The organism is Bartonella sp. AP36NXGY, from assembly GCF_042195865.1.
In the GTDB taxonomy this organism is placed as follows: Bacteria; Pseudomonadota; Alphaproteobacteria; order Rhizobiales; family Rhizobiaceae; genus Bartonella.
Genome location: NZ_JBHIPD010000039.1, coordinates 1 through 4,858 on the forward strand (window position 1 = coordinate 1; position 4,858 = coordinate 4,858).

Here is a 4,858-nt window from a genome sequence, read left to right on the forward strand (position 1 = left end):
CGCACATCTTTAACCATTTGGTTTAGCAGCCCGTTCCACCGCATGTTATTTCGCTCCAATCACTGCTTTAAACAGCATTTCAGGGCGGGTGCAAATATAAAGCGGATAGCTATACACTTCAGGTTTTACCCATGCATTACGGTCGTGGTCGACGATAAGCATCGTGTAGAGAGGTCTTCCAACCGTGTTGGCAAAATCCAAGCTTTCACCAGGAGCAAAGGTTTTTTGGAAGACACCAGGCGCATCAACAGGAAAGAATTGGCATTCATCAGGCTTAATGCCTATAGCGCGCTTTGTTCCAGCCTTCGCACTTACATTATAGTTGTGAATACTCCGGTAATTAATGAAAGTGACACCTGCAAAGTCAAAACTACCAAAGCTCCCAGAGCCAATCGAACTTGGTGTTGCAACACCTCCGGCGCTATTGAGTGTCTGTGCTAAGGCTGTGTTTAAATAGGTCTCACGAATTGTTTTATGGTTTTTCAACTTGGAAAAGAATTCATTACCACAAAGCCCAATAATCCGCGAACGATCAGAAAATGCTCCTTTTGAAGCTTCAATCATCCTCATAATGACTTGATCAACATTGTCAGCAACATTGGTTGTTTCTGTATTTAGTTTAAAGTCAATGGGCTTTGGTGGTGCGATTTCCCATTCTTTGTACCAATCGACAATAACAGAGCCATCGGCATCAAGAACCACCCCTTGAACAGCGCCAAGTTGCATATTTTCCCATGTCAATTCTATTTCAGAAATCAGTTTCTTTTGTTTTCTGGCAATATATTTCATTGCTGTCTCTAACTGATCTTCTGCGCCAAATTCACGACGGTTCTGGATTTCTTCTGATTTTACGGTATCACTTTTGGCAATCCGTGTTGTTTTGAAAAACCGAAGATTACGACCCTCTCTATCACCTTCTGCCAAAGGTGCGCCACGTTCACTGGTTTGAATAAGCGAAAATGTATTATCACGCCGTTCAATACCAACCACTGTGGTACTGGTTTCAACTTCCTCAAAAAGATTAAGAGAGCTAATAAGACCAGGTTGAAACTCATAGTTTTCAATGGCTTTCATCATTGTGATGCTTGAGAAAGCATCATGTTTAAAAAAATTCATATCCATGTGTGCATTCTCCTATCGCAATAGAATGTTGTTTTTGTCTTCTAAAGACTGAATGGCTGCTTTCTTTTGCTCATCCGTGATGGCATCTGGCCATAGTAGTTCAGAAGCTTTTACAGTGCATAAGCGTGCTGTAATCACGGCACGTTGATCTGCTTCTGTTGCGTCAATAGTGGCAAAAGAAATCCCCGCAGGGATTTGACTGCCATCTGCTGCTGCTGGATTAAGGGGGGTATATTTTTGTGATGCTGTAATTTTCCCCATGACAGTTCCAGCTTCAATGAATGCTCCTGATGCAAACAGCACTTCTTCATTTGACATATCGGGGTCGTAGGGTCCAAGATAAGCGCCATTGCGTACGTCGTCATAAATAATATTCGTCATTTCACTGCCCTCCAAGCTGCTTCCCATTTTGCATAAATCTTTGCCTTGCTCGTCCCATCACTATGAGGGGTATAAGGCGAGACTTTTAAAGACGCGCTTTGAGAGCTAGCAGCCGTCAACACACACTGGCGTGCTTTCTCGACACTCATACCGTTTTGAATAGCTTTTGCTGCGTCAAAAGAAACGCCTAAGTGCTTTGCTTGCCTTTCAAGGGTTGTTAGTGCTTTTGCGCGCTTTCTTTCTTTTTCAAGAGCAGCTTTTATGTTTTCCTGCTTGTCCTCATTGTCTTCATCTTCATCTTCGTTTTCTTCTTCATCGTCGAAGTCTTCGGCGTTTTTGTCGATGTCACTATCGTCTTCGTCCTCTTCCTCGTCATTGATGATGTCGACGATCTTTTCGTCATCATCTTCTTCAGCGCGGTATTGTGTGCGTGCCATGTGTTTTGTCCTTCTTTTTCTGTTGATGTTGGGTTTTGTGATATGGAATCCGTTAAGGCTTCCAAAGCTTGCGCAAGGGTGCCCTGCGCATCTGCTAATCCAAGCGTGATCGCTTGGGTGCCTATAAAAGTTTCTGCTTTTGTGTCACGAATTGCAGCAGCATTTAAGCGTCTGTTTTGCGCCACCAAATCGACAAACATCTCGTAGAGCAGGGCGCAATCGGCTTGCATTTTTATCTGTGCTGTATCGCTCAAGGGTTCATGAGGGTTGCCATGGGTTTTGTGATCACCTTCAAAGACAAAGGTCCATTTATGCCCGTGTTTTTCATCCGCACGAGATTGGTCAAGATGGGCACAAACAACCCCAATCGAGCCCACAACCCCTGTGCGAGCTACCCATATTTGAGAAGCCGCACAAGCAATGGCATAAGCTGCAGAACAAGCAAACTCATTGGCATGTGCCCAAATGGGCTTGTCGTATTGTTTTGAGAGTGTTTGAAACTCTTCAACCAAATCAAACACACCACCGGCTTCTCCACCGCCGCTATCAATATCAAGTAAAACAGCGCGAACATCAGGTTGTGCAATGGCTTCACGAAAAGAAGCGCTTAAACCTTCATAAGAGGTTAGCCCCGATAAAGCCCCAAGCCATGCACCACGGCGCACAAGCGTGCCATGAACCGGTATTATGGCAACATTGTTTTGTACTACATAAGTTTCAGGGGGTCTTAAAGCCGTTGTATCCCCTTGCGCAAAAGCCCCAATGGGAAACTTTTCTCCCTCAAAAAGGCGTGGTGCAAGAGCATTCAAAATGATATCAAGCTTTGTCGAGGCAAGCATATGAGGAACCCCAAAAAGCCGTGATGCCAAAAACGGCATATCAAGATTATTCACCATTTTTATGTGCCTCACTGCCTTGGTTACTTTCATAAGTTTCAGAAGGTTCTGAATCTGCGGTATCAATTACTTGATTGCTATCAGAGGTCGCTGCCATATCCGTGTCAAAAGATAAGCCGCGCGCACGAGCGTCTGTGTGCTCTTCTTGCAGTTCGGCATGAATGCTGTCGATATCAAAGCCACGCTCGGCAAGTGCCATGCGTCGTGTTTTCAAGCCTGCACGAATTTCTTCTTTTTCCGCTGAGATATCCTTGTTTGGATCAATCATTTCAAGCGGGGGTGCAAAGCTTTCACATTGAAGCCATGGCAAGGAATTTTCTTCCCACCCTGGCAAATTGACGCATCCAGCAAGCACTGCCATTTCAACAAAACGCTCCCAAACAATGCGGTTAAACTGAAAGGCAATAATATGTTCACGCCATTGTTTGACGTGCCGTCTAAACTGAATGATGGAGGTGCGTACATTTGAAAAATTCCCCCGCGTAACGTCTCCAGTCACAACGGCATAAGGCATATTAAGTGCTGCACAAATTTTCAAGATATTGCGAAATTGAAAAGCCTCATAAGAGCCACCAACCTCAACAGGATTTGAGAATGTAACTTCTTTATTCTCTCCTAAATAAAGAGATGCACCGGGTGCAATGACAGGTGCTTTGTATTCTTCTTCAACGTTGTTTTTATCACGATTATCGGATAATTTTTCGACGTTTGGTGAATTGTCCTTGACAAACGCCGCGAAAAGAGCCGCCGTCCTTTTTCTATCGAGTTCTGCGTCGTCATAGGATTCGAGTTGAAAGATCTTTGTCATAGCGCGCGTTATTTTTGGAGAACCGCGCAATTGTCCGGCAATACGGCGCTCTTTGATATGAATGACCATTTCAGCAGGGACACGCACGCGCTCTTGGCTCTCAAATGCCATATTTGCAGGGACATCATCATAGGGGTGATGTTCCCAGAAATGATAAGCAACGCGCTTGCCACTGGCATTAAATTCAATCCCCATACGAATGTAATTGCCTTCAATATCAGCCGGTCCATTGTAAGTAAGGTCTAACATTTCGGTGGGATAAACTTGTAATTGAAGCGGCACACCAGAGCGCCCGTAGAGGTCAACATAATGTAGTCTTACAAAACATTCACCAGTTAGAAAGACTTCTCGTGCAATGGTTGCTTGAAGTCCATAAAAATTGGCATCTTCATCATAGTCCGCCTCATCAACCCATTGCCACCATAAGTCTAAAAGCTTTTTCTTTTCTTCTTGAAAACCTTCAATACGAGGATAAGGTTTAATCCCATCACTAACAGCCGCAGAGACCCATTCTTCCGTTGCAGACCCATAAAGAGATTCATTATCATAAAGCCATCTTGAACGAGCAACAATGGTATCACCACATTCTTCAATCGCTTTATTGATATGTTTTTTTGCGGGGTCAAAACCACCCATACGGCGGCTTTTACTTGCAGCTTCAAAAGGCGGATTGTGTTGACGAGAAATTGTAAAAAAGCCTGTGAGTTTATTGAAAAAACCAGCCATTAATAGCCTCGTGATATATTAAAATAGAAAACGCGTGAACGCTTGCGCCCTTCAAGGTTGGCTATTTGTATGTTCAGCATCTCAAGCGCTCTGCGAAGTTCCTCAACAGAACGATTGCTGACTTGCTTATCGCCGTGACGCACTGATTGCGCACCCGAATAAAGAGCCTCTTCAATTTGTTCACGCCGCCTTTTTAAACTTTCCAGTCTGTCAATTTTGCTGTTAATTGGTTCTAAAGTTTCACCCACAAATTACCTCCAATCCCCTCGCATATAAGGATTCATCACTGTTCTGGATTGTTTCCTTTGAGGTTTTGCTATCTGAGATCTTCTTGGAGAAGTGAATGAAGAAATCCCAGATGTTGGTTGCTCTACAGAACCTTCAATTTTAAGTTTTTCCAAACGCTCTTCTAAGATATCAACTTCTCGATTAAGGTTTATTCCCGCCGAAATCAGACCTTGTAAAGCCGCATAAGCATAGACCCTACA

The 4,858-nt window shown here is 43.8% G+C and carries 6 protein-coding genes and 1 pseudogene; all 7 read right to left on the reverse strand.

Annotated elements, in window-relative coordinates; translation table 11 throughout:
• Nucleotides 1-45: 45 nt before the first annotated feature.
• Nucleotides 46-1,122: a major capsid protein gene (locus ACFINX_RS09035; protein WP_375668704.1), complete on the reverse strand. Its 1,077-nt coding sequence runs from the start codon at nt 1,120-1,122 to the stop codon at nt 46-48.
• A 12-nt stretch (nt 1,123-1,134) separates the two neighbouring features.
• On the reverse strand, nt 1,135-1,503 hold the full coding sequence (locus ACFINX_RS09040) for a head decoration protein (protein ID WP_375647906.1): 369 nt from the start codon (nt 1,501-1,503) through the stop codon (nt 1,135-1,137).
• Nucleotides 1,500-1,652 (reverse strand): hypothetical protein, encoded by a 153-nt coding sequence (locus tag ACFINX_RS09045; RefSeq protein ID WP_246350187.1) that lies wholly within the window; start codon nt 1,650-1,652, stop codon nt 1,500-1,502. Before ACFINX_RS09045 ends, ACFINX_RS09040 begins: the two co-directional genes overlap by 4 nt.
• A gap of 110 nt (nt 1,653-1,762) precedes the next feature.
• Nucleotides 1,763-2,836: a S49 family peptidase gene (locus ACFINX_RS09050; protein ID WP_375651440.1), complete on the reverse strand. Its 1,074-nt coding sequence runs from the start codon at nt 2,834-2,836 to the stop codon at nt 1,763-1,765.
• A complete protein-coding gene (locus ACFINX_RS09055; protein ID WP_375613965.1) occupies nt 2,826-4,370 on the reverse strand; it encodes a phage portal protein in 1,545 nt (514 codons plus the stop codon). Before ACFINX_RS09055 ends, ACFINX_RS09050 begins: the two co-directional genes overlap by 11 nt.
• Nucleotides 4,370-4,618 carry a phage head-tail joining protein gene (locus tag ACFINX_RS09060; RefSeq protein ID WP_375612364.1) on the reverse strand — a complete coding sequence of 83 codons (249 nt, stop codon included), beginning with the start codon at nt 4,616-4,618 and terminating at the stop codon, nt 4,370-4,372. The genes ACFINX_RS09055 and ACFINX_RS09060 overlap by 1 nt, the downstream gene beginning before the upstream one ends.
• Nucleotides 4,619-4,621: 3 nt before the next feature.
• Nucleotides 4,622-4,858: pseudogene (locus ACFINX_RS09065) on the reverse strand (phage terminase large subunit family protein); the annotation flags it as partial.

Excerpts from the sequence above, each read along its gene's own strand:
- ACFINX_RS09035 (WP_375668704.1), bottom strand. The coding sequence starts at position 1,122 with ATGGATATGAATTTTTTTAAACATGATGCTTTCTCAAGCATCACAATG.
- ACFINX_RS09040 (WP_375647906.1), bottom strand. The coding sequence starts at position 1,503 with ATGACGAATATTATTTATGACGACGTACGCAATGGCGCTTATCTTGGA.
- ACFINX_RS09045 (WP_246350187.1), bottom strand. The coding sequence starts at position 1,652 with ATGAGTGTCGAGAAAGCACGCCAGTGTGTGTTGACGGCTGCTAGCTCT.
- ACFINX_RS09050 (WP_375651440.1), bottom strand. The coding sequence starts at position 2,836 with ATGGTGAATAATCTTGATATGCCGTTTTTGGCATCACGGCTTTTTGGG.
- ACFINX_RS09055 (WP_375613965.1), bottom strand. The coding sequence starts at position 4,370 with ATGGCTGGTTTTTTCAATAAACTCACAGGCTTTTTTACAATTTCTCGT.